Annotated in this window: 20 protein-coding genes; 8 read left to right on the top strand and 12 right to left on the bottom strand. The window is 68.0% G+C overall.

Annotation, left to right across the window (positions count from 1 at the left end; genetic code table 11):
• Positions 1-326 precede the first annotated feature (326 nt).
• The 5 genes from AMK34_RS41525 (at position 327) to AMK34_RS41505 (ending at position 5,173) form a co-directional block, all read left to right on the top strand.
• Positions 327-1,481, top strand: coding sequence for a branched-chain amino acid ABC transporter substrate-binding protein (locus tag AMK34_RS41525; protein ID WP_038511285.1), 1,155 nt, complete (start codon positions 327-329; stop codon positions 1,479-1,481).
• A 111-nt stretch (positions 1,482-1,592) separates the two neighbouring features.
• The gene (locus tag AMK34_RS41520; protein WP_038511283.1) at positions 1,593-2,564 is read left to right on the top strand and encodes a branched-chain amino acid ABC transporter permease; all 972 of its coding nucleotides are present in this window, start codon (positions 1,593-1,595) and stop codon (positions 2,562-2,564) included.
• Positions 2,561-3,700 carry a branched-chain amino acid ABC transporter permease gene (locus tag AMK34_RS41515; protein ID WP_038511280.1) on the top strand — a complete coding sequence of 380 codons (1,140 nt, stop codon included), beginning with the start codon at positions 2,561-2,563 and terminating at the stop codon, positions 3,698-3,700. The genes AMK34_RS41520 and AMK34_RS41515 overlap by 4 nt, the downstream gene beginning before the upstream one ends.
• Positions 3,697-4,470, top strand: a complete 774-nt coding sequence (locus tag AMK34_RS41510) for an ABC transporter ATP-binding protein (protein WP_038511278.1) — start codon at positions 3,697-3,699, stop codon at positions 4,468-4,470. The genes AMK34_RS41515 and AMK34_RS41510 overlap by 4 nt, the downstream gene beginning before the upstream one ends.
• Positions 4,460-5,173 carry an ABC transporter ATP-binding protein gene (locus AMK34_RS41505; RefSeq protein ID WP_038511275.1) on the top strand — a complete coding sequence of 238 codons (714 nt, stop codon included), beginning with the start codon at positions 4,460-4,462 and terminating at the stop codon, positions 5,171-5,173. The genes AMK34_RS41510 and AMK34_RS41505 overlap by 11 nt, the downstream gene beginning before the upstream one ends.
• 45 nt (positions 5,174-5,218) lie before the next feature.
• Here AMK34_RS41505 and AMK34_RS41500 read toward each other — a convergent pair whose 3' ends face one another.
• Both AMK34_RS41500 and AMK34_RS41495 read right to left on the bottom strand, forming a co-directional pair.
• Positions 5,219-5,752 (bottom strand): hypothetical protein, encoded by a 534-nt coding sequence (locus AMK34_RS41500; protein ID WP_073849215.1) that lies wholly within the window; start codon positions 5,750-5,752, stop codon positions 5,219-5,221.
• Complete coding sequence (locus tag AMK34_RS41495; RefSeq protein WP_241832973.1) at positions 5,749-6,330, bottom strand: ATP-binding protein; 582 nt, start codon at positions 6,328-6,330, stop codon at positions 5,749-5,751. Before AMK34_RS41495 ends, AMK34_RS41500 begins: the two co-directional genes overlap by 4 nt.
• Before the next feature lie 38 nt (positions 6,331-6,368).
• Between AMK34_RS41495 and AMK34_RS41490 the strand changes: the two genes are divergently transcribed.
• Entirely contained in the window at positions 6,369-7,190 is an 822-nt protein-coding gene (locus AMK34_RS41490) for a LysR family transcriptional regulator (protein ID WP_073849213.1), read from the top strand.
• 140 nt (positions 7,191-7,330) lie between these two features.
• On the top strand, positions 7,331-7,624 hold the full coding sequence (locus AMK34_RS41485; RefSeq protein ID WP_038511268.1) for a DUF6506 family protein: 294 nt from the start codon (positions 7,331-7,333) through the stop codon (positions 7,622-7,624).
• On the opposite strand, the gene AMK34_RS41480 is transcribed toward AMK34_RS41485, so the two are convergent.
• On the bottom strand, positions 7,621-8,100 hold the full coding sequence (locus AMK34_RS41480) for a MarR family winged helix-turn-helix transcriptional regulator (RefSeq protein WP_073849212.1): 480 nt from the start codon (positions 8,098-8,100) through the stop codon (positions 7,621-7,623). The genes AMK34_RS41485 and AMK34_RS41480 overlap by 4 nt on opposite strands.
• Positions 8,101-8,183: 83 nt before the next feature.
• Between AMK34_RS41480 and AMK34_RS41475 the strand changes: the two genes are divergently transcribed.
• Positions 8,184-8,825 (top strand): FMN-dependent NADH-azoreductase, encoded by a 642-nt coding sequence (locus AMK34_RS41475; RefSeq protein ID WP_073849211.1) that lies wholly within the window; start codon positions 8,184-8,186, stop codon positions 8,823-8,825.
• Between the two features lie 48 nt (positions 8,826-8,873).
• On the opposite strand, the gene AMK34_RS41470 is transcribed toward AMK34_RS41475, so the two are convergent.
• The 9 genes from AMK34_RS41470 to AMK34_RS41430 all read right to left on the bottom strand — a co-directional run bounded on the left by AMK34_RS41470 (position 8,874) and on the right by AMK34_RS41430 (position 21,216).
• Positions 8,874-12,008 carry a TIM-barrel domain-containing protein gene (locus AMK34_RS41470; RefSeq protein WP_241832972.1) on the bottom strand — a complete coding sequence of 1,045 codons (3,135 nt, stop codon included), beginning with the start codon at positions 12,006-12,008 and terminating at the stop codon, positions 8,874-8,876.
• Positions 12,009-12,223: 215 nt separating this feature from the next.
• Complete coding sequence (locus AMK34_RS41465; protein WP_016335505.1) at positions 12,224-13,009, bottom strand: DeoR/GlpR family DNA-binding transcription regulator; 786 nt, start codon at positions 13,007-13,009, stop codon at positions 12,224-12,226.
• A 126-nt stretch (positions 13,010-13,135) separates the two neighbouring features.
• Positions 13,136-14,992, bottom strand: a complete 1,857-nt coding sequence (locus tag AMK34_RS41460; RefSeq protein WP_073849209.1) for a DUF5107 domain-containing protein — start codon at positions 14,990-14,992, stop codon at positions 13,136-13,138.
• Positions 14,989-16,056 (bottom strand): ABC transporter ATP-binding protein, encoded by a 1,068-nt coding sequence (locus AMK34_RS41455; protein ID WP_073849208.1) that lies wholly within the window; start codon positions 16,054-16,056, stop codon positions 14,989-14,991. The genes AMK34_RS41460 and AMK34_RS41455 overlap by 4 nt, the downstream gene beginning before the upstream one ends.
• Before the next feature lie 6 nt (positions 16,057-16,062).
• Complete coding sequence (locus AMK34_RS41450; RefSeq protein ID WP_038511254.1) at positions 16,063-16,992, bottom strand: carbohydrate ABC transporter permease; 930 nt, start codon at positions 16,990-16,992, stop codon at positions 16,063-16,065.
• A gap of 10 nt (positions 16,993-17,002) precedes the next feature.
• Complete coding sequence (locus tag AMK34_RS41445; protein WP_037345437.1) at positions 17,003-17,953, bottom strand: carbohydrate ABC transporter permease; 951 nt, start codon at positions 17,951-17,953, stop codon at positions 17,003-17,005.
• Complete coding sequence (locus tag AMK34_RS41440; RefSeq protein WP_038511248.1) at positions 17,953-19,353, bottom strand: ABC transporter substrate-binding protein; 1,401 nt, start codon at positions 19,351-19,353, stop codon at positions 17,953-17,955. Before AMK34_RS41440 ends, AMK34_RS41445 begins: the two co-directional genes overlap by 1 nt.
• A gap of 81 nt (positions 19,354-19,434) precedes the next feature.
• Complete coding sequence (locus AMK34_RS41435; protein WP_073849207.1) at positions 19,435-20,316, bottom strand: class II fructose-bisphosphate aldolase; 882 nt, start codon at positions 20,314-20,316, stop codon at positions 19,435-19,437.
• A gap of 9 nt (positions 20,317-20,325) precedes the next feature.
• Entirely contained in the window at positions 20,326-21,216 is an 891-nt protein-coding gene (locus AMK34_RS41430) for a 1-phosphofructokinase family hexose kinase (RefSeq protein WP_073849206.1), read from the bottom strand.
• Between the last annotated feature and the right edge of the window lie 2 nt (positions 21,217-21,218).

Here is a 21,218-nt window from a genome sequence, read left to right as displayed (position 1 = left end):
GGGGCAGCATTGCTACGACGAACGGCCGCCCTCGAAGGAGCTGAAAAAGCGCAAGATACGCGGCCGAAACACGATCATTACCCACGAGCATGATCGACGTGGTAGCGGTGAATCCCCAGCGTGACCAGCGAAGACTCGCCAACCGGCAACATTCGCCTTTTCGTGCAATTCGTTCTGGTTTCGACCGTCACGATGTGGACACAGAGTGATGGGCGTCTGGGCAGATCATGGCGTAGGGGGATATCTTCCTGCCCTAACCTAGCCCCTGTGTCGGGGGCAACGCCTACCGGCGGCTGGTTGGTCATGGGAGGTAGTCGGTGTCAGGAGTGCGTTTTGGACGGGTTTTCGCCGTCGCGGCGGCTGCGTCGCTGGCGCTGGCGGGCTGTGCCGGCGGCAGCAGCTCGTCCGGCAGCGGTGACAGCAGCACGCTGAAGATCGGGTTCATGGGTGACCTCACCGGTGAGAACTCCGGGATCGTGATCCCGCCCCGCAACGGCGCCAAGCTCGCTATCGACGAGTACAACAAGACGAACCCGGCGACGAAGCTGGAGCTCAAGGAATACGACAGCCAGGGCAAGCCCGAGCAGGCGACGTCGCTGATCGCGACCGCCGTCGGCCAGGACAAGATCACCGCCCTGATCGGCCCGGCCTTCTCCGGTGAGTCGAAGGCCATCGGTGGTCAGCTGGAGCAGAACAAGATCCCGAGTGTCTCGCCCTCGGCGACGGGCCCGGGCCTGGCGGCCAACGGCTGGAAGTACTGGCACCGCGTCGTCGCGAACGACAACGACCAGGGCCCGGCCATCGCCAACTTCCTCATCACGGCGAAGTCGCCGAAGAAGGCCTACGTCATCTCGGACGACCAGGAATACAGCGTCGGCCTCGCGGACGCCTTCGAGAAGACCTTCAAGGAGAAGAACGTCCCGGTCGACCGCGACAAGTTCGCCAAGGACGCGTCGGACTACTCCTCGACCGTGCAGAAGGTCAAGGCCGCGAACCCGGACGTCATCCTCTTCGGTGGCTACTACGCCCAGGGCAGCCGTCTGCTCAAGCAGCTGCGTGACAGCCAGGTTTCCGCCACCTTCGCCACCGGCGACGGTTCGCTCGACGCCCAGCTCGTGAGCGGCGCGGGTGCCGCGGCCGCGGAGAAGGCCGTCATCGGCTGCCCCTGCAACATCAAGGACGCCGGTACGGGCGACGAGTTCGTCACCAAGTACAAGGCCGCGTACAACGTCGACCCGGCGATCTACGCGACCGAGGGCTACGACGCGGCGACCGCCATCATCAACGCGGTCAAGGCGGGCAACACCACCTCGGAGAAGATCAACGAGTTCCTGAAGACGATCGACTTCAAGGGTGTCTCGAAGCAGATCAAGTTCAAGGAGAACGGCGAGCCGCAGACGAACGCGATCTACGTCTACCAGGTCACCGGTGGCGTCATCAAGAACCTCGGCGCCTCGACCGAAGCCAAGCTCAACGGCTGACGGAGCAGGTACGAACACCTAACGGAAGCGGGGGCGCTGTGCGAGCACAGCACCCCCGCTTCCCGCAAATGTGGCGAAAGAATCCGCCCCGTCCCGTAAGGCATCCACGTCATGCTTCAAGATCTGCAAGCCCAGTTCCTCGGTAGCACCATCGGCGGACTGGTCGCCGGAAGCATCTACGCCCTCATCGCCCTCGGCTACACAATGGTCTACGGCGTGCTCCGGCTCATCAACTTCGCACATTCCGAGATCTTCATGATCGGGACGATCACGTCCCTGTTCGTCCTGATCAGCATCGCGGGCGGCACCGCCCCGATCACGCTCGGCGTGTTCGGGATGATCGCCGTACTGCTGCTGATCATCATCGCTTCGGCCGCCGTATCGGGCGGCGCGGCGGTGTTGCTGGAGCAGGTGGCGTATCGGCCACTCCGCAAGAAGGGCGCGACCCGGCTCGCCGCCCTGATCTCCGCCATCGGCGCCTCGCTGTTCCTCCAGGAGCTGTTCGGCCTGGAGATCATCGAATGGATCACGGGCAAATCCGGCCGTGTGCAACAGAACGCGCCGCGGTTCATCCCGCACGAGGAGCTCTTCCACATCGGCAACGGCGTGGTCCGCACGGACCACGTGTTCGTCATCGTCGGCGCCGTGATCATGATGATCGCCCTCGACCAGCTGGTCAGCCGCACCCGCATCGGCCGCGGTATCCGTGCCACGGCACAGGATCCCGAAGCCGCCGTGCTGATGGGTGTCAGCATCGACAAGATCGTGCGCCTCACCTTCCTGCTCGGTGGCGCGATGGCCGGTGTCGCGGCCGCGCTGTACGTCATGGAGTACGAGAACACCGATTACCGCATCGGGTTCCTCCTCGGTATCAAGGCGTTCACCGCCGCCGTGCTCGGCGGTATCGGCAACCTGCGCGGCGCGCTGCTCGGTGGCATCGTGCTCGGCTTGGTGGAGAACTGGAGTTCCATCTTCTTCGGTTCACAATGGAAGGACGTCACCGCCTTCGTGGTGCTGGTGCTGGTCCTGATGTTCCGTCCCACCGGCATCCTCGGTGAATCGCTGCAGCGGGCACGCGCATGAAGGGCAACGAACAAGTGGCTGAAAAGTCCTCAGAGAACGGAAAGCCCGCGCGCGCCGGGTTCCACCCCGTCGACGGTCTGCGGGATTGGTGGGCCGGTGCTCCGCATTGGCAACGTTATGGCGTGTACCTCGCCCTGATCATCGGCGCGCTGATCCTGCCGGCGCCGGCGATCGGTTCGTTCATGTCGCCGGAATCGGACTGGACCACGGTCCTGATCTTCCCGGTCGGGACGTACATCCTGCTGGCGATCGGCCTGAACATCGTCGTCGGCCACGCGGGCATGCTCGACCTCGGTTTCGTCGCGTTCTTCGCGATCGGCGCCTACACCCTCGCCGTGATGGGCACCAAATACGGCTGGAGTTTCTGGGGAAGCCTCGTCCTCGGCATCTTCCTGGCGGCGATGTCCGGGGTGATCCTCGGCGCTCCGACACTCCGGCTACGCGGTGACTATCTGGCCATCGTGACACTCGGGTTCGGTGAGATCGTCCGCATCACCGCGACGAACACCGACGGCATCGGCGGTGCCCGCGGCATCACCAACGTCCCGCACCCGGAGCCGATGTTCGGGACCGAGTTCCTGCTCGACCCGGCGCCGTACTACTACCTGATCGTGGCGGCGATCGTGATCGCGATCGTCTTCTCGGTGCGGTTGCACCGAAGCCGGGTCGGCCGGGCGTGGGCGGCGATCCGCGAAGACGAGGACGCCGCCGAGCTGATGGGTGTCCCGACGTTCAAGTTCAAGCTGCTGGCGTTCGCCATCGGCGCCATGCTCGGCGGAATGGCCGGTGTGGTCTACGCCAGCAAGGCCGTCTTCATCGAACCGAACAACTTCCCGTTCATCCTGTCCGCGACCATCCTCGCGGCCGTGGTGCTCGGTGGTGCGGGCAACCTGCCGGGCGTCATCCTCGGTGCCTTCCTGGTCGCCTGGCTCCCGGAGCGGTTCCGGTTCCTGTCCGAGTACCGCATCCTGATCTTCGGTGGCGTGCTGGTGCTGATGATGGCGCTGCGGCCGGAGGGTCTGCTGCCGTCGCGGCAGCGCAAGGCGGAACTACGAGAAGGAACGGGCGGGATGGGTGCCATGGGCGCCGAAGTCGCGGGTCCGGATTCCGAGGCTTCGGCGGAGGTGACGAAATGAGCGCACTGCTCACATTCGACAACGTGACGATGCGCTTCGGCGGTGTCACGGCCTTGAAGGAAGTCAACCTCACCATCGACCAGGGTGAGATCTTCGCGCTCATCGGCCCGAACGGCGCCGGGAAGACCACGGTCTTCAACGTGATCACCGGTGTCTACAAGCCGACCGAAGGCCAGGTGCGCTTCGGCGACACCCGGGTCGACGGGATGAAGCGGTTCAAGATCAACCAGGCCGGGATCGCCAGGACGTTCCAGAACATCCGGCTGTTCCACAACATGTCGGCACTCGAGAACGTGATGGTCGGTGCGGACTCGCACCACAAGACCGGCGCGATCTCGGCGACGCTGGGCCTGCCCGTCCACCGCAAGGAGGAGAAGCGGGGCCGCGAGCTGGCGAGGGAACTGCTGGACTTCGTCGGCATCGGCCGGGTGGAGCACCACACCGCGAAGAACCTCTCCTACGGCGATCAGCGCCGTCTGGAGATCGCGCGTGCGCTCGCGACCGACCCGAAGCTGCTGCTGCTCGACGAGCCCGCCGCCGGCATGAACCCGGCGGAGAAGAACTCGCTGCAGCAACTGATCCGCAAGATCCGCGACGACGGCCGCACCGTACTGCTCATCGAGCACGACATGGGCCTGGTCATGCAGATCGCCGACCGGCTGGCCGTGCTCGACTTCGGCCAGAAGATCGCAGAAGGGCTCCCCCACGAGGTGCAGAACAACCAGAAGGTGATCGAGGCTTACCTGGGGGTGGCGGAAGATGCTTCTTGAGGTTCAGGACATCAACGTCCACTACGGGAAGATCGCCGCGCTCAAGGGAATGAGCATCGAGGTCGGCGAGGGCGAGATCGTTTCGCTCATCGGGGCCAACGGTGCCGGCAAGACCACGACGCTGAAGACGATCTCGGGGCTGCGTCCGCTGACCAGCGGCCGGATCCTCTTCGACGGCAAGGACATCTCGAAGACGCCCGGCCACAAACGGGTCGAGCTCGGGATCGGCCAGTCACCGGAAGGCCGGGGTGTGTTCCCCGGCATGACGGTGCAGGAGAACCTCCTGATGGGTGCCTACACCCGCAAGGACGACCTGAAGGCCGACCTCGCCGAGGTCTACGAGCTGTTCCCGCGGCTGAACGAACGCAAGACCCAGTTCGGCGGCACGATGTCCGGTGGCGAGCAGCAGATGATCGCCATCGGCCGCGCGCTGATGACCAAGCCCAAGGTGCTGCTGCTCGACGAGCCGTCCATGGGCCTGGCGCCGATGCTGATCGCGCAGATCTTCGACATCATCCGTGAGATCAACAAGCGCGGGACCACGGTCCTGCTGGTGGAGCAGAACGCGCAGCAGGCGCTGAAGCTCTCCGACCGCGCGTACGTGCTGGAGACCGGCGAAGTGGTCAAGAGCGCCCGCGGTGCCGAGCTGCTGGACGACCCGCAGGTGCGGGCCGCCTACCTCGGTGGCGACCTGGGCGTCTGACGCCTTTTCGAGGAGGGCCCCGTCGCTTCCGCGGCGGGGCCCTTTTCATGCCAGCTTGATGTCGGTGCCCGTGAGGTTCTTCATGTCGGTCAGCGTCGGACCGCCGAAAGCCCGCAGCAGCACGGGTTTCGCTTCCTTGGGAAGATCGAAGTAGAGATCGAACTCGACCCGCACGCCGCGTCCCAGCTCGAACTTGTCCGGCTGCCGTTTGATCGTCATCGCCTGGTTGTCGACCGCGATCACCGCGCCGGCATCGGTGATCAGCTGCTGGCGCCGGGTGTCGAAGAGGATGCCGGACAGACCCTTGCCCGTGACCACCAGCCGGAGCCGGACGAACTGTCCCTTCGCCTCGAATTCGGCGTGGCTGCCGGTGAGGCTGGGCAGCCCGGCGGCCAGCCCGATGAGGGAGAACTCGGTCTCCCCGTTGAGCGCGGGCGGCAGGTGCAGCGCGGTCTCGTCCGGCCGGACCTCCCGCGCGGGGAGGTCGTAGACGGGTTTGGCGGGCGGCTGCTCCTGCTCGGCGGAGCACCCGGCGAGCAGGACCAGGAGCGAAGCGGCCAGTGTCAGGCGCTTTCTCATCGGACTACCTCCACGCTCAGGTGAGGCCAGTCGCCGGCCTCCGGCAGTCGCAGGGGGCCGATCTCCTGCCCTGGCAGGAAACGCACCGTCGTGCCGGTCGTACCGTCGTCGGCGATCGGCGACAGGTCGGTGACCGGGACGCCGCGTTCGTAACGCTGGGTCCAGGAACCGTTGCGACGCCGGTTGGTGTGCACGAGCCAGTCGCTCAGCGCGGCCACGACCGACACACCACGGCGCGGATGACCGTCCGGGAGCCGTTGCACCTCGGGAAAATCGAAGAAACGCAGATCCTTGGTCGACATGACCGGCTTCTTCACGAAGCCGCCGTGGCCGTCGGCGCGGGTGTCGGTGCCCCGCCCGTCGTCCGCCACGGAGATCGAGCCGTCGGAATGGACCGTGACGACGGCATGCCCGCCGCCGGTGCTTTCGGCCTCCTCCGCTGCATAGGCGAGCACTTCGAGGACGAGGTGGGGAACGCCCCCAGGAGCGAACTCCCCAGGGTTCCGGCGGATGCGCGCCAGATGGTCGAGATCCACGGAACCGGCCCAGTCGTGCGTGGTGTTGCGCCATTCACTCACCCCGTCGATTCTGCCCGGTCCGGGGCTAATGTGCGGCTGTGGAGTTACGACGTCTTCGATATCTGTGCGCCGTGGTGGAGGAAGGGCATCTGACCCGCGCGGCGGAGCGCCTCGGCATCCGGGCGTCGTCGCTCAGCCAGCAGATCATCGCGTTGGAACGGGAACTGGACGCGACACTGTTCGTCCGCACCCAGGCCGGGATGACACCCACCGCCGCCGCGCTGGCGCTGCTCCCCCACGCCCGGCGGATGCTGGAGGAGGCCGACCTCGGCGCGCGGGCCGTCCGCGACAGCGTGGGCCGGCCGCTCCGCATCGGCGTGACGCCGGGCGCGCCGGCGGCCGTGCTTTCCGCGCTGTACGCGGAGGCGGTGGAGATCGGCGACCTCTCCGCGGCACGGCAGCTCGAACTCCTCCGCCGCGGCGCGCTCGACGCCGGGCTGCTCGCCCTTCCGGAGAACGTGGACGGCTTGCGGGTGGCCGTCGTGAGCGAGCGGCCGCTGGGGGTGCTCGTCGCGGACACCCATCCGCTCGCCCGGCAGGGCTCCGTGGGCTGGGAGGATTTGGCCGGGCTGGACCTCCTTCTGTACGAACGGGACCTTGCCCCGGGGTATCACGACGCGCTGCTCGCGGACTGCGCGGCGGCGGGCTGGCGGCCCGCTCGCGTACGTTCCGGGCCGCCACGGCGATCGCTGTTCGTCGCCGAACTGCGGTACGGCGGCGAAGTCGTCGCCTTGCGCCCCGAGGAGGAAGCGGCCGAAGGTCTGCGGCGGCTGCCGCTGCGGGACGCGCCTGTCGTCCGGCACGCGCTCGTATGGGATCCGGCGCACGAATCCTCGGAGCGGATCGCGGCGCTCGTATGACGGCGCCCACAACGGATTTCGGCGCCGTTCGCCCGACCTCTCCTGTTCGGTGACGGCGGACGGCCGTTCGGATCCGCCTCGTGGACGACGTCCTCGTTTCGCGATTACCTCACGGTGTTCGAGAACGAAGGAGAATCGTCATGCGACAGTGGGGTTTCGTGTATTTGGCCGACGGCTGCGACCCGGCGCGGGATGTGTCCCGTGTGGACAGTGGGGAATGCCTGACGGTGTTGATCGGGGTCGGCCGCGTGGACCAGGTCGTCGCCGCGGCCCGGCGACTGGTCGACGAAGGGGCGCAGCTGATCGAGCTGTGCGGCGCCTTCGGTCCTGTTTGGACGGCACGCGTGATCGAGGCCGTGGGAAGCGAGGTTCCGGTCGGGAGCGTCATGTACGGCGCTGAAGCCACGGAGCAGCTTCACGACCTGTTCGGCTAGCAGTCGTCGATGTGGACGGATTCGACGCAGGCGGCGGCTTCGGCGTGACCCGCCGCCTGGTACAGCAGGTTGTACAGCGTTTCGCGCTGGCCGTTGTCGAGCGCGCCGAGCACCTCGTCCTCGACTCCGGCGAGGGCGAACTCGGCCTTGACGAGCTGCTTGGTACCGACGTCGGTGAGTTCGACGATATGCCGCCGCCGGTCCTCCGGTGAGCGCCTGCGTTCGATGAGGTTCGCGGATTCGAGGTCGTTCAGCAGCCCGACGACGTTCGTGCTGTCCATCTCCAGCGTCTTCGCGAGGTCCTGCTGCGAACAGCCACCGAGGTCCCGCAGCACGGTCAGCGCGACGAGATGCCGGGGGCGCAGGCCGAGCGGGGCCAGGACGGACTCACTGCGCAGCCGGATGCGGCGGGTGACGTGGTCGAGCAGCGCGCCGCAGCGGTGCGGGGGCTGGTTCACGACCGGGAGTTCGGACACTCGTCAAGTGTACGTTCCCACATGATGACCACCACAGCATCAATGGTTTGCGTTACACAAACCATCTATGCAAGATGGTACGTATGACGAACCTGCTGCACATCGACTCCAGCATCACGGGCGAGCACTCGACCAGCCGTCGCCTCACCGCGCGGGCGGCCGCGGCCTGGCGTGCGGCGCATCCGGAAGGCACCGTCACCTATCGCGACCTGGGCGCCGACCCGCTGCCGCATCTTGACGCGGTCACCAACGTCGCCAGGACGGTGCCGCCGGAGCAGCACACCCCGGAGCAGGCCGTGGCCTGGCGGCTCATCAAGGAGCTCGTCGACGAGGTCAAGGCGGCCGACACGATCGTGCTGGGCCTGCCGCTGTACAACTTCGGCCCGCCGAGCACGGTCAAGGCCTGGGTGGACCACCTGATCGCGCCCGGGCTGTCGATCGACATGGAGACCAGGGAAGGCCTCCTGGGCGGACGCGATTTCATCGTCCTCGCCGCCCGCGGCGGCGGATACGGCGCGGGCACGCCCCGCGAGGGCTGGGACCACGCGCAGTCCTGGATTCCCCACGGTCTTTCGCTGACCGGGCTCGAGCCGCGGTTCGTCACCGCCGAGCTGACCATGGCGAAGGTCAACCCGGCGATGGCGGACCTCATCCCGCTGGCCGACGAGAGCCAGGCCGAGGCGGAGCGCGCCATCGACGCCTTGTGGACTCCCGTCGCCGCCTGACTCGTGAGTGGCGAGGACGGTTCTAACCGTCTCGCCACTCACGAGGACTCAGCCGATGCCCGCCGCAAAAAGGTGCATCGCGCTGTTCGACGGCAAGGTCACCGCGACGACCTCCTTGCCCGCGGTCAGCGGCACGGAGTTCGCGAACACCCGGTACGGCGTGGTCGGATACGCGGCCCCGGTGCGGGTGTTCTTGCCCATCACCGTCGCCACCGTCGTCGCGCCGTACTGAGCGGGGTCTGCGCAGCACCAGTTGGGGAAGCCCAGTTCGGCCTGGCTGGTGCTGCCGTCGGCATAGCGGACGACGACCGTGCCCTTCGCCGTGCCGGTACCGGTTCCGGTCAGCACGAGTTTCGCCCCGGTACCGCGCACCGCGATGGTCTGGCCGGACGCGAGGACGTTGTCCTTCTGTCCCGAACCGGTTTGCGGCCACGTCAGCCGCGCACCGAGCGCCGAGAAGCCCGCGCCCGGTTTGAGCCCTGCCTCGGCGAGGCCCTCCGCCCGGAAACTGCTGCCGCCGCCGTCGATGTCCCCCACCGCGACGTGGGCCGCGTCGGTCACGCCGACGTTGCCGTAGGCCGCGGCCAGCGAACCGTGCGGGACGGTGACCGTCACCGAGTCGGTGACCCGGTTCTCCCCGAGCCGCGCCTTGTACGACGCCGACGCGGTGAGCTGGTAGTCATCCGGCTTGATGCCAGCGTCCGGCGTCACCTTCACCGGGACACGCACCGTCGCGCCGGGCATCACCAGTCGCGGGCCCGCAGGCACCTCGGCACGGAAGCCAGTGGCGGGCAACGAGAACGTGACGTCCCGGACCGGCAGCGGCGTGCCGTTGGTGAAGCTCAGCGTGCCCGTCGCGGTCTGCCCGGGACCGGCGACCGCCGGGACGGACAGGGTGACCGAGCCGTCGCGGTCCTCGGGGAAGATCCCGCCGACCGCGCTCGTGCCGAACAACCGGACGTCCTGACGGTCACCGGCGCCGATCTTGCCGGTCTTGACCCGCGCGACCCCGCCGGTGGCCGGATCGAACCACCAGCCCGACGGCGCCGCGTCCAGTTCGGCCTTGCTGCCGTACTGGCGCAGGACCGAATTCCCGGCCAGTACCGTCGCGGGCTTGCTTCCCGTGTGGACGGTCAGCTGATAGTTCCGCGACGCGGGTTTCCCGGCGTAGGAACCGGAACTGGCCCCGATCCCGACCGTCACCGTGCCGAGCCCGGACGTCGGCGCGTCCACGGTGAAGGTCTGCTTCGCCTGGTCGCCGTTCTTGTACGCCCTGGTCACGCCGTCGTCCTCGGTGAGCGTGAACGAACCCTTGCCCTGCGGGTAGACGTCGAGATCGAGCACGCCCTTGTCCCGCGTCTGCCACGACTTCGTGCCCTCGGCCCACATCGGCACCACGGCACCGGCGCGGACGAACAACGGCAGCGTGTCGAGCGGCGCGTCGTAACCGTCCACAGTGGTCGGACCGGTGTAGGTCTTGCCGCTCCAGTAGTCGACCCAGGTGCCCTTCGGCAGGTAGATGCCGTTGCGGACGGTGGAGTTCTCGTACACCGGCGCGACGAGGAAGTCCTTGCCGGACAGGAACTCGTACTTCGCCTGCTCGCCCCACACGTTCGGGTCGTCGGGGTATTCGAGCGCCAGCGGGCGCACCTGGCCGACACCGGACTTGTGCGCCTCCACCGAATGGCTGTAGGTGTAGGGCAGCAGCCGCTCCTTGAGCAGCAGGTACTTGCGGTTGATCGAGGTGTACGGCTCACCGTAGCGCCACGGCTGCTTGTCCGACGCGGCCCAGCCGTCCATCGTCATCGAGACCGGCAGGAAGGCCTTCCACTGCAGGTCGCGGACGTAGGTCTGCGGGCTGCCGCCGAAGATGCCGTCGATGTCGCCGGTGTTGTACGCGATCCCCGACGTCGTGGCACCGGCGTAGGTCGGGATCTGCCACTTGATGTAGTCGTAGGAACCGGCCTGGTCACCGCTCCACAGCACGCCGCAACGCTGCGCGCCGGCCCAGCTGACCGGCGTCCAGACGAAGCCGCGCGCGTCGCTGTTGTCCTCGATGCCCTTGTGCGCGGTGTCGCAGGCGTCGAGCGCGAACTGGTAGCCCGGGCCGACCCACGCGACGTCGAGTTTGCGGACCCGCACCCCTGCCTTGACCTCTTCGACCTGGTTCGGCACGCCGTTCTCGGTCCAGAGACCCAGCTGCATGTTGTTCTTGCGCAGACCTTCGCCCGTCTGCTGGAGGTTTTCGTAGCCACAGCCGTAGCCGTCGTTGACGAGCATCCAGCCGTTGGGCATGCCGTGCTCGGTGTAGCCCTCCGCGATCTTCACCGCGTCCAGCGTGTGGCGCTCCCCGCGGTTGGCGTTGTGCAGGTAGCAGTCGGCGTCACCGTGTTCGAGCCCGTAGAGCGGTGGCAGGAAAGGCTTCCCGACCAGATCGGTGTAGCCGGTGATGACGTCCTTGAGCCCGTCGCCGACGACGTACGTCGCGTCGAAGCGGCGTTCGTCGTGTGTGGTGCGCACCGGCTCGGTGAAGGCGTAGGTGCCTTGCGCGAAGGTGTTGCGCAGCACGCCGTATCCCGCCGTCGAGGCGTAGAACGGCTGCGAATTCGGGGCCCCGCCGTCGTTCCAGTTGTAGTCGGCGAAGATCCGGATGGTCTGGCCCCGGTGGCTGAAACGGCCGTTCTGCTCGCCGCCGCCGACGAACTGCTCGGTCGCGGTCCGCGCCAGGGTCTGCGTGGTCTGTTTGTCGGTCCAGGACAGCGGCGCCGACTCCTCCCAGAGCCGCTTGCGGTCCGCGCCGTCGTACAACGCCAGGCGCAGCGGATGCTTGTACGCCCGCAACGTCGCCTTGGCCGTGGAAACCGCCCAGTAGTCCCCCTTGTCGGCCGTCTTGGGCGTCACCGGGGCACCGGGGCGCGGCAGCACGATCTTGCTCCCGGCGGGATCGGTGAACGTGCCGTCCGGCGCCAGCCAGACCCGGACGGCACCTTCGGCCGGGAAGCCGACCCGCACCGCGGCGCTTCCCGATTTCAGCGTGACGGTGGGGCCTTCGGTCGAGATCCCGGTCAAATCGCCCAGCTTCCCGGACGCCGCCGCGGCCGGGTCGGCGTGGGCGGCGACCGGGGAAAGCCCGAGAAGGGCCACTGCGGCCAAACAACTCAGGGATTGCGCAACTCTGCTCATTCGAGACACCTTTCGCGCATGAATACGCAATAGGGTCTCTGTATAGCGCACGGTTCGCGCAAAGTCATCCGCCGAAGCGGTGCTGCCGACTTTCGTCGGGTCGCGCGAAGATCCTTATGGGGCAACGGGTGTGCGTGCCCCGGATGTCATGAAAGGGCCGTTCAGGACATCTTTTGTCCTGAACGGCCCTTTCATGACACTCGGGACCGGAGAGGTCAGACCGCCTGGACCTCGACGCCCGCGGCCTCGAACGCCCGCAGCACCTTCGGGTCGGCGTTCGAATCGGTCACCAGCGCGTGCACCTGCGGCGTCGCGCAGATCCGCGCGAACGCCCGGCGGCCCAGCTTCGAACCGTCGGCGACGGCGACGACGCGTTCCGCCCGCTCGACCATCAGCCGGTTGATACTCGCCTCGCCCTCGTGGTGGGCGAACGCGCCGGCGTCGGCATCGAACGCGTCGACCCCGAGGAACAGCAGGTCGATCGTCAGTTCGCTGAGCACGCGCGTGGCCAGCGGACCGCTGAGCTCGAACGACTGGGGACGCGCGACACCACCGGTCACCACGATCTTCACATGCGGCCGGACCGCGAGTTCGTGCGCGATGTTCAGCGCGTTGGTGACCACCGTCAGCCCCGGCGAATCACCGCGTCCGGCCAGATCGGACCGGGTGGCCAGCGAGCGCGCGACCCCGGCCGTCGTCGTCCCGCCGTTGAGGCCGACCACCATGCCCTGCGCGACGAGCGCCGCCGCGGCGACGCTGATCCGCTGCTTCTCGGGCACGTGCCGCGCGGTCTTGTAGCGCAATGGCAGGTCGTAGGCGAGGTCGTTGGCCACCGCGCCACCTCGGGTGCGGGTGAGCAACTGTTGCTCCGCCAGGTGATCGAGGTCGCGCCGGATCGTGGCGGCGGAGACGTTCAATTCCTCCGCCACGTCCTCGACGTCGATCTTCTCCCGCTGCCCCAGCAGGTCCAGCAGGGTGCTCAGCCGTTCGTGCCGGGCCATCGGCGCCACTCCTAGCTCGCTGCGGCCTATCGCGCATACCGGTGCGCTGTTGGCCACTGTTTCGAGCAGTATGCTGCATCGCGGTTGTCCGCCGCGAGCGGCACGCCGGTCGAGTGGCCCGGCCGGTCACTTCATCCGGAAGTCGTGCTGTTCCGGCAACGGTTCGTCGGAAACCGCCGCCCAGGTGTCGGACAAAGACGTTTCCCCTTCCCTGATGTTCGCGACCTCGAAACCGCTGTCGTACACGGCCTTGGCCCCGGCGGTGTCGCCGAGGGCGAGCCTGGTCCGGGCGGTCAGGAGCGCGATCCGTCCTTCCACGGGCAGTCCGACCAGCAGCACACTCGCTTCGTCCGGGAGCCCCGCGGCGAGTTGCGCCGCGATGGCCTCGACGACCAGGGGACGCAGTGACGGCGCCAGGGCGACCGCCCGCCGGTACAGCCAGGCGGCCTCGTGCCCGGCCGTGGCGATCGCGAGATTCCGCAACGCCCAAGGGTTCTCGGCCGCCGACACGGACTCGCGCCAGGCGCGGACCGCGTCCGACTGCCGTCCGGCCGCCCAGTGCGCGACGCCGCGGTGATACCAGGTCAGCCAGTTCTTCGGGGCGTACTCCATGAGATCCGCCCAGTACCGGTTCACCAGCGTCGCCGGAGGGACGGCGAGCGGATCGCCGTCCGGCGGCGTCCCGTCGAGCAACGCGAGCCACGGCTCCTGGTCCGGCCCCAGCGATTCGTCCGGGAACGGCGTGCCGGGCAGGCACATGGGCGCGCGCCGGTTCTCCAGCGCACCCCAGCCGGAACCGGTGGCCAGGAAGGATTCCGGAGTGACGTCGGCGATCTTCCGCCACGCGTCGTGGAGCTCGTCCATGGTCTCCGCCGTCGGCAGACCGGCGGCGACGGCTTCGCGAGCCGCCGTCCAGTCGTCACCGTGCACCGCGGCCGGATCGGCGACGACCGGACCATAGGCCTCCAGCCAGTCCCAGCTCTCCCCCGGCGGCAGCCGCAGGTGCTCCAGCTGGGTGCGGGCCAGCCCGGCCTGGATCTCCAGATAGCCTCCGGCCTCCGGTGCCAGCCACTCCTGCCAGCGACGTCCGCCGGTGGATTCGCCCCACAGGAACAGCTTCCGTCCGCGCAACCGGCTGGTGGACAGCTGAGCGAGCCCGGTCCCGTCGGCTTCGACGGCCGCGACCCACGGTCGACCGGTCACCTCGAAGAAGTAGTCCGCCGCGGCCTCGGCGCGCGCCGGATAGGTCAGCTCGCCGGGCACGTCGACCAGGTCGAGCCGTCCCGAATAGCCGTAATGCCACGCCTGCGTCGCGGGCGCCAGCACCCTGGTGCCCTCGTTCTGCGGCACCGCGATGTTCGACCACCAGTACACCGGGACGTCGTAGGGATGCGGGTTGCGCACCCGCACCGCCACGAGCAGCTGCTCCGACCCTTCCGGCAGCCAGAAATCGACCTGGTACGGCAGATCGCGGGTGCGTTCCCACTCCCACAGGCGCAGCACCGGTGTGCCGTCCGGGCCCTCGATCTCCGCGGCGAACATCGGCTCGCAGGTCAGCGTCGTATGCCCGGTGCTGCCGAGGTTCCACTCGACACCGCCGGCGAACCACGCGTCCCGCAGGGCGAGGTTCGCGGGCTGGAACACCGGGTTGCGATAGAGCAGCTCACGTCCGGACGGCTTGTGGACCAGTGAATACAGCCGTCCGCCCAGCGACGGCAGCACGGTGGCGCGGAGTTCGTCGTTCTCCAGCACCACCGCCTGGAGTTCACGCTCGGTGCGCTCGCGGGTGTAGCCGTCCTGCAGCAGGCACGGCAACGTGGTGTCCAGGCGGCCGTAGCCGATGTTCTCCGCCAGGTCCGGCGGCAGCTCGTCCACATTGGACACCTTGGCCACGGCCTCCGGTTTCCGGAGCGGGGGCAACGGGTTCTCCGGCCCCAGCTCGGCGGCCGGGAGCACCAGCCCGGTGCGATACAGGCTGGTCATGCGTCCGGGAGCCTGTCACCGGTCGCGGCGTCGAACAGGTGCACCGCACCCGGTTGCGGGGTCAGGGAGATCGGCTCGCCACGCTGCCACGGGGCCATCCCGGGAGTGCGGACGGTCAGCACGCGATCGCCGTCACGGCAGTAGAGGTACTGGTCGCTGCCCAGTTCCTCGACGACCTCGACGATGGCCTCGAAACCGCCGTCGCCGATCGTCCAGCCCTCGGGCCGGACGCCGACGACGATGCCGGGACCGGTCAGCGCCGAACGTTGCGCCGGGGTCAGCGGAAGCCGCGTCCCACCGGCGACGGCACCATCACTGTCCACAGTGGTCTCCAGCAGGTTCATCGCGGGCGAGCCGATGAACCCGGCGACGAACACGTTGACCGGCTTGGCGAACAACCCGACCGGCGTGTCGCACTGCTGAAGGATCCCGTCCTTCAGCACGGCGACCCGGTCCCCCATGGTCATCGCCTCGACCTGGTCGTGCGTGACGTAGAGCGTGGTGATGCCCAGCCGCCGCTGCAGGGACGCGATCTGGGTGCGCGTCTGCACGCGGAGCTTGGCGTCCAAGTTGGACAGTGGCTCGTCCATCAGGAACACACTGGGCTCGCGCACGATCGCCCGCCCCATCGCGACCCGCTGCCGCTGACCGCCGGACAGCTTCGCGGGTTTGCGGTCCAGGTACTCGGTCAGGTCGAGCACGGCCGCGGCCTCGGCCACCTTGCGCTCGCGTTCGGCCTTGGGCATCTTGGCCAGCTTCAGGTGGAAGCCGATGTTCTCCCCCACCGTCATATGCGGGTAGAGCGCGTAGTTCTGGAACACCATGGCGATGTCCCGGTCCTTCGGCGGCAGTTCGGTGACGTCGCGGTCGCCGATGTGGATGGAGCCGTCGTCGACGCCTTCCAGCCCGGCGAGCATCCGCAGCGTGGTCGACTTCCCGCAGCCGGACGGGCCGACCAGCACCAGGAACTCGCCGTCGGCGACCTCGAGGTCGAGGCCGTCGACCGCGGGACGGTCCACCCCGGCGTAGAACCGGGTGGTGTCGGAGAAGGTCACGGTGGCCATCAGGTCCTACTTTCCGGCGCCGAGGGTCAGGCCGGTGATGATCCGGCGGGCGAGCACGAGGTAGAGCACGAGCATCGGGAGCACGACGATCGCCACACCGGCGATCAGGCCGCCGTACTCCGACTGGTAGCTCGCCGCCCCGTAGAAGGTGAAGAGCGCGCGCGACAGCGTGAAATGCGCCTGGTCCTTGAGGAACACGATCGCCAGCAGCGTCTCGTTCCACAGCCCGATGGCGTTCAGCGTCAGCGCGGTGATCATGCCGCCCCGGGTGAGCGGCAGCATGACCGAGAAGAACGTGCGCATCGGCGACGCGCCGTCGAGCGCGGCCGCCTCCTCCAGTTCGTCCGGCAGCGACCGGAAGAACCCGGTCATCAGGAACACCGTGAACGGGATCGACAGCGCCACGTACAGCACGAACAGGCCGTATTCGTTGTCCAGGTGCACTTTGCTGAGCACCACGAACAGCGGGATGATCACGGTCTGGAACGGCACGCCCATCCCGATCGCGACGACGTTCGTCATCGGCCCCGCCCCGCGGACGCCGAGCCTGGTCAGGGCGTACGCGCAGGGCGCCGAGACGGCGACCGTGACGACCGTCGCCAGCCCGACCAGGACCACGGTGGTCAGCACGGCCTCGCCGAAACCGGCGTTGTTCCAGGCGTAGATGAAGTTCCGGAACGGCTTGCCGACCTTGAACCATTGATACGGCAGGTCGAACGGCTTGGTGAAGATCTCCACCGGTGTCTTGAACGACGCCGTGAGCAGCCAGTACAGCACCAGGATGTTGCCTGCGGTGAACAGCCACACGATCGTGGAACCCAGGACCCGCAACGGGCTGAACCGTTTGGAGCCGGGGGCCGGACGTGGTTTGCGTGGCGGCTTGCGCACCGGTTTCGCCGCTCGCCGCGCGGGCGCCTCGACGTCGGTGACGGACATTTCGTCTCCCTCAGAACTGGATCGCGTCACGGCGCATCAACCGGCGGAGCAGGACGACGAGCACGGACACCAGCACGATCATCGCCACCGCGCAGGCACAGGCGGCGCCGAAGTCCGGGGTGCCGTTCGAGCCGAAGGTCCGGTCGAACACGTAGATCCCGAGCGTCCACGCCTCGTTGGGCGGGGCATAGGTGCCCGGGCCGGCCAACACGAACACCAGCTCGAAGATCTTGAGCGCGTTGATCGTCCACAGCACCCCCGCGACACCGACGACGTCCCAGGTCATCGGCAGCGTGATGTTCTTGAACTTCTGCCACGGCGACGCGCCGCCCAGCTCCGCGTCCTCGTAGAGGTACGGCGGGATGCGGTCGACCGCGGCCATCAGGATGGTGATGTAGAAACCCGAACTGGCCCAGATCAGCGAAGCCGTCACCACACCGGTCACATTGGACGGTGCGAGGAATTTCGCCGCGTCCGCGCCGAGGCTTTCCAGCACGTAGTTCGCCAGTCCCTGTTTCCCCGGCTGGTACTTGAAGACGAAGCCGAGGAACATGCCGAGCGCCACCGGCGCCACGATGTTCGGGAAGAACAGGATGGCGCGGACGATCTTGCCGCCCTTCATGTCCCGCAGCACCATGGTGAACAGGAACGCCAGCGCGAACGTGCCGATGCCGCCGAGGAACACGTAGATCAGCGTGTTGCGGAAGGCGTACTGGAACGAATCGCTCGCCCACATCTGCGTGTAGTTGGTGACGCCGTTGGGTTCCGGCGTGTCCCCCGCCCCGGCCCAGCTGGTGAAGCTCAGCACGACGGTCGCGATCGTCGGCAGGACCAGGAAGGCCAGGTACAACACCAGCGCCGGCGCGGCGAACGGCCAGAACAGCCGTTTCTTGCGACTCAGGTGCGCACCGGCCTTCACGGCCCGCGCCGGCGGTTTCGCCGGAGTCGTGACTGTCGCCATCAGCCCTGGTTCTTCCAGAATTCGGCACCCTTGGCGGCGAGCTGGTCCACGAACTGCTGCGGGGTGATCTGGCCCTTCAGCAGCGCGATGTCGGCGGGGTCGAAGACGTCGGTCTGCCATTTGCCGCCGGCGATGCCGTCGATCCCGTCGTACTGCAGGACGTGCTCCTTCTTCGGGTCGTCCAGCGCGGCCTTGACCTGCTTCAGGTCGTCCGGCACGGCGAGGTCCGCCCGCGGCACGAGGTTGTCGGCCACCACGGGGATCCCCGCGAGCAAGTCCTTGTTGAGGAAGTAGGCGATGAACGCCTTGGCCGCTTCGGCGTGCTTGGCCTTCTTGGTCACCGAGAACCCGATCGACATCTGCTCGACGGTGTCGTGCGTGGCGCCTTCGGGCATCGGGAACTGGAAGGAGCCGTAGTTGATCTTCGTCCCGGCGCCCTGCTTGTCCAGGTACTCGCGGGTCTCGCTCGGTGCCCAGCTGCCGACGTAGAGGAACCGGGAGTCGCCGTCGGCCCAGCGCTGCTGCACCTGCGGGAACTTCGCCGCGTCCCAGCCGTCGATGAAGTACTTGGGCAGCTTCGCGGTTTCGGTGGCGGCCTTGAGGAAACCGGGGTCGGTCTTCCACGCCTGGCCGGTCTTGTCGGTCGCGGCCTTGTACAGCCCGCCCGCGCCGACGTACCGCTCGGCGAGCTGGGTGTAGAAGTACATGTTGTAGAACGGGATGTCGCCGTCGAGGCTGATCGCGGCCTTGCCGTCGGACTTCGCCTTGTCGAACAGGCCGATCAGCTCGTCCATCGTCTTCGGCTGCTGGATGTCGCCGGCGGTGTCCTTGTTGAACCACCAGGCGCTCGACTGGATCGTGTACGGGACCATGAAGTTGTGGCCCTCGCGGTCCTTGTTCTGCGGGAAGTCGTACGAGCTGGGCGAAAGCACGTCCTTGACGGTCTTGTCGCCCTCACCGACCTTCATCGCGAACACGTCGTCGACGCTCTGCGTGCCGCCCGGCGTCATGACCGCCGCGCCGACCTTGCTGACGTCCTGGTCGAACAGGTCCGGCACGGCGTCGGTGTTCAGCGCGGGCACCAGGTTCTGGGTGTAGGCCTTGCGGCCCAGCCACTGCACGTCGACCTTGACGCCGGTCTTCTCCTGGAAGCATTTGAAGGCCTTCTGGAGGACCTTGCCCTGCGGCTCGTCGGCCGTCCACATGGACCAGTACGTGAATTCCTTGTCCGTCGCGGGTTTCACCCCCGCCTCCGGACAGGGCGCGTTGAGGAACTGATCGACGCCCGGGAGCGCGTTCTCGCCGGTGCCACCGGCCGTCTCCCCGCCGCCGCATCCCGCGAGCAGGAGCGCCGCCCCTGCCGTCGCTGACATCACTGTCGTGAGCCTGCCTACCCGCATCCGCCACCACCTGGATCGAAGATCACACAAGTTCTGCTTGTTCTTGCGCAGTTTTGTGAGGTTTCACGCACATGTCAACACTCAATCGCGCAAAGTCTGCTCAATCGTCACCTTGACCGGTTCAACATGATCAAGCTTGAGCACTCCCAGCAGCCGCCGCACCTCGACGGCGACCGCGGCGCGCCCGGCACCGAGGTATTTCCGCGGATCGACACGCTCAGGATGCGCGCGCCAATCCTCCGCCGCGGCCGCGGTGAACACCTTGTTGAGCTGGGTGGCGATATTGATCTTCGTCATCCCGGCTCGGACGGCTTCGGCCAGCCCTGCGTCGGGCACGCCGGACGATCCGTGCAGCACCAACGGCACCGGCACCTTTTCCCGCAGCCGCGCGATCAGCTCGAAGTCCAGCGCGGCGTCACGGGTCAGCATGGCGTGCGAGCTGCCCACCGCCACCGCCAGCGCGTCGATCCCGGTGGACGCGACGAACTCCGCCGCCTCGTCGGGATCGGTGCGCGCGCCGGGTGCGTGGACGCCGTCCTTGCCGCCGACCTCGCCGAGTTCGGCCTCCACCCACACCCCGTGGTCGTGGCAGTACGCGGCGACTTCCCGCGTGGCGCGCACGTTGTCCGTGTAGTCCAGTTTGGACGCGTCGAACATGACGGAGCCGAAGCCGAGCGCGACCGCCTCACGGACCAGATCGGCCGATTCCGCATGGTCGAGATGGACCGCGACCGGCGTTGCAGCCGCTCTGGCCGCCGCGAGAGCGGCTGTACCGACCGGCGCCAGCGAGCCGTGGTACTTCACGGCGTTCTGGCTCAGCTGCACGATCACCGGTGCTTGCGCCGCGGCGGCGCCGTCGATGATCGCGGTGATGTGTTCGAGCTGGATCGCGTTGAACGCGCCGCAGCCGTGCCGGGCCGCCGCGGCGGCTCCGACGATCTCCCCGGTTCCCACCAGAGGCATGACAGACTCCTAGTCCGGGCGGGCGCGCACGGCGACCAGCCCCTGTTCGGCTCGGTAGTGCGCGAGGTCGACGTCCCCGGCGAGCGGGCCGAGCACGGCCGCCCCGGACAACGCGACGGCGCGGCGCAGGATGTCCTGCCAGGATTCGGCGCGGCTCAGCCCCAGTGCCAGCGCGGCGACGACGGCGTCACCGGCGCCGGTGGTGTTGCCAGTGAGCACAGTGGACGGTGCCGCGTGCCAGGTGCCGGAGCCGGTCACCGCCAGCAGTCCTTCGGCACCCAGCGACACGACGACCGCGCCGGCCCCGGCCTTGCGCAGTTCGGCCGCGGCGGCCACCGGATCCCGCAGCCCGGTGACCTCGCGCAGTTCGTCGGCGTTCGGTTTGACGACGGACGGTTTCCCGGCGAGCCCGGCGAGCAGCGCTTCCCCGGAAGTGTCCAAGATGGATGGTGCGTCGCCGAACAGCCCGGCGTATCCCCCGGCTCCGGGAGGAAGGCTGCCCGAGCACACGAGCACGTCGGGCTTACGGGCCCGGACGGCCGCGGCAAACGTTTGCCACTCGTTTCCGGTGAGCCGCGGCCCTGGCTCGTTCAGCAGCGTGACCGATCCGTCGTCCGCGAGAACCGTGACGGTGCGCCGGGTCTCGGCGCCGATCGGAACGGCCGTTGCCGGGATTCCCGCCGCCGCGAGATCGCCCACGACGGCGGCGCCCGTCGCACCGCCCGCCGTGAACAGCGCGCGGACGTCGGCGCCGAGCGTGTGCAGCACCCGCGCGACGTTGACGCCCTTGCCTCCCGCCCGGTGCCGTACCTCCCGCACCCGGTGCACGTCACCGGCCCGCAGACCGTCCACTGTGTACGTGACGTCCAACGCGGTGTTCGGCGTGACGGTGACGATCACGG

Source organism: Amycolatopsis sp. CB00013 (assembly GCF_001905755.1).
In the GTDB taxonomy this organism is placed as follows: Bacteria; Actinomycetota; Actinomycetes; order Mycobacteriales; family Pseudonocardiaceae; genus Amycolatopsis; species Amycolatopsis japonica.
The sequence above is the reverse complement of the archived record's forward strand: the minus strand, read 5'-3'. Positions and strand labels throughout refer to the sequence as shown.